Annotated in this window: 1 protein-coding gene; it reads right to left on the bottom strand. The window is 55.3% G+C overall.

The genetic code is table 11. The features are described 5' to 3' along the window. Positions 1-2188, bottom strand: a 2188-nt coding sequence (locus tag AB4043_RS24445) for a carboxypeptidase regulatory-like domain-containing protein (protein ID WP_442308381.1), incomplete at both ends; no start/stop codon positions are given.

Genomic DNA, 2188 nt, shown 5'->3' on the forward strand with positions numbered 1-2188 from the left:
TCGATGGGAAGTCCAGCTCGCCCAATGAGCAGGTTATCGATCGACCATCCTCCTACTGCGAGGTCTGCCCAACGACTGGTGTTCATATAACGCTTGCCTATTCCGAGAGGCAGTTCATAGACAATGCTTGCAGTCAGGGTATGACGGACATCGTTAGAGCTCGATGCATAGTCCGCAGACGGAATCGCTACGTTCTGAGGAGAGTTCGCTTCTCCGGCACCCACGGAGTTGTCGTCGAGCGCATGCGACCACATATAGTTGCCCGACACGAAGATTCCGTTGTGATACCGCCGGGTCATACTGAACTGAAGTGCATGGAAGATGCTCATCCCTGCGTTGATCTTGGTATCGATCGCGCTCGGATACTGTGGGAGCGGGCGCGTGCCGGTCGCTGGATTGATCAGGTTGGTGTAGCTACGCCGGAACAGGTGGGTTCCCTTGACGCCGAGATAGGTTACTGTTGCGGTCGTTTCATGTCCAAGACTCTGCTGGATCGATGCCGTCCACTGGGTGGTATAGCTGATCGGCCGCTTGAGCAGCATGGATCGTGGAGTGGTCGCCAGGCCTGTCGTTGGGATCAGCGCCAGAGCAGACGGATAGGTGTACACCGTGGTGTTCGATGATGTCAGCTTCGTTGAAGGCTCCGTATTGACTGCTGGACTGTCTTCATCTCCGAGCTGCGTTTCACCGTGATAGATGCCAAATCCCGCCCGCAGAACGGTGGAACCTTTCAGGGCATTGGGCGAATAGGCGAGTCCCACGCGAGGATCCAGATTCAGATAGTCCGGGAGGTTGAAGTCGCCTCCGGGAGTGCAATAGCCGCCGCACATGGGAATATCGAATGGAACCGCGTTCCCGCTTTTCTCGTGGAATGGGGCGAAGAAGTTATAACGGAGGCCCATGTTGATCGTGAGCTCCGAGGTCATCTTCCATTGGTCCTGGAAGTAGCCCATATATTGATTCTTGCGGAGTCCCCGGGTCGTAAGAGCTGCCGTGACCAGAATCGAGTCGAGACGTCCATTGAGGAGATTTGTGTAGTCGATCCCCGTGGGAGTTGAGGCTCCCACATAAGTCAGGGTCCCATCGACGGAGTTGCCTTCGTTGATCATGACTCGTCGCAGATCGACACCCATTTTCAGGGTGTGTTGGCCGATGACCTTTGTCAGAGTGTCATTGAGAGAGAAGCTCTGGGGAATCTGCGCTTTGGAGTAGTTCTCGGCCGCCGGGGTAAACCCGGTAATTGAAATGTTGTAGGGAAGGCCGGTGTTCTGTGCCTGGAGGTAGGTATTCCGGTTGAATCCAAACTCAAACTCATTGAGAAGAGTTGGGCTGAAGATATGGAGCTCTTCCAGAACGAAGTTTTGAATCCGTGAATTGACGGTGACGCCCTGGAAGACGTTGAGCGCACTCACCGATGAGCCGTCATCGATGTTATAGCGGCCGTACATGGAATCATGCTCATTGAAACGGTGATCGATGCGCATGACTCCAGAATTTTCCTGACTTGGGGAGGGAACGTTATAGGTCACAAGGGCCGCGTTTGGATCGGACGCCGGCGTCGTGCCGATGGGATAGGCATTGAACCAGGGGGCAAGGGCAGGCTGCGCTGCAAGAACGCGTTGCCGAAATGCCTGAGTAGGCACCGTCGCAATCTGAGGAACGCCGCTCAGCGACTGCCGGAACCCCTCGTAGTTTGCGAAAAAATACGTTCGGCCACGCCAGATTGGACCACCGACATTGCCTCCGAACTGGTTCAAGCCTACAAAATGGATGGACGCCTGCTGTCCGGTTCCGGTATCGATCGCACCTGGCGCCAACAACTCCAACGTTGATATGTTTCTTCCATTGAGCGGAAGACGCGCAATCTGAACAGACTCGACGGTTCCACCCAGGGTTGCATTGTCTTTATCCAGGTTTGCACCACGATCGGCTTCGACCGACACGACCTGGGTTGTCCCCGCGCGAAGAACAGCGTTGATCGTACGCGTGTTTCCCGAGTTGACGTCCAGATCGGCAATCCGAGCGTCGGTAAAGCCATCCATATGGACCACGATCGTGAATCGACCTACGGAAAGCGCAGGAAAGACATACGTGCCTTTGGTACCAGAGACAGCGGTGCGACTGTGTCCCGTTGATTCTTCGGTAAGAACGATCGTCGCGCCCTGAATGACAGCGCCGGACGCATCGG

This window comes from Terriglobus sp. YAF25 (genome assembly GCF_052113305.1).
Lineage (GTDB): Bacteria > Acidobacteriota > Terriglobia > Terriglobales > Acidobacteriaceae > Terriglobus.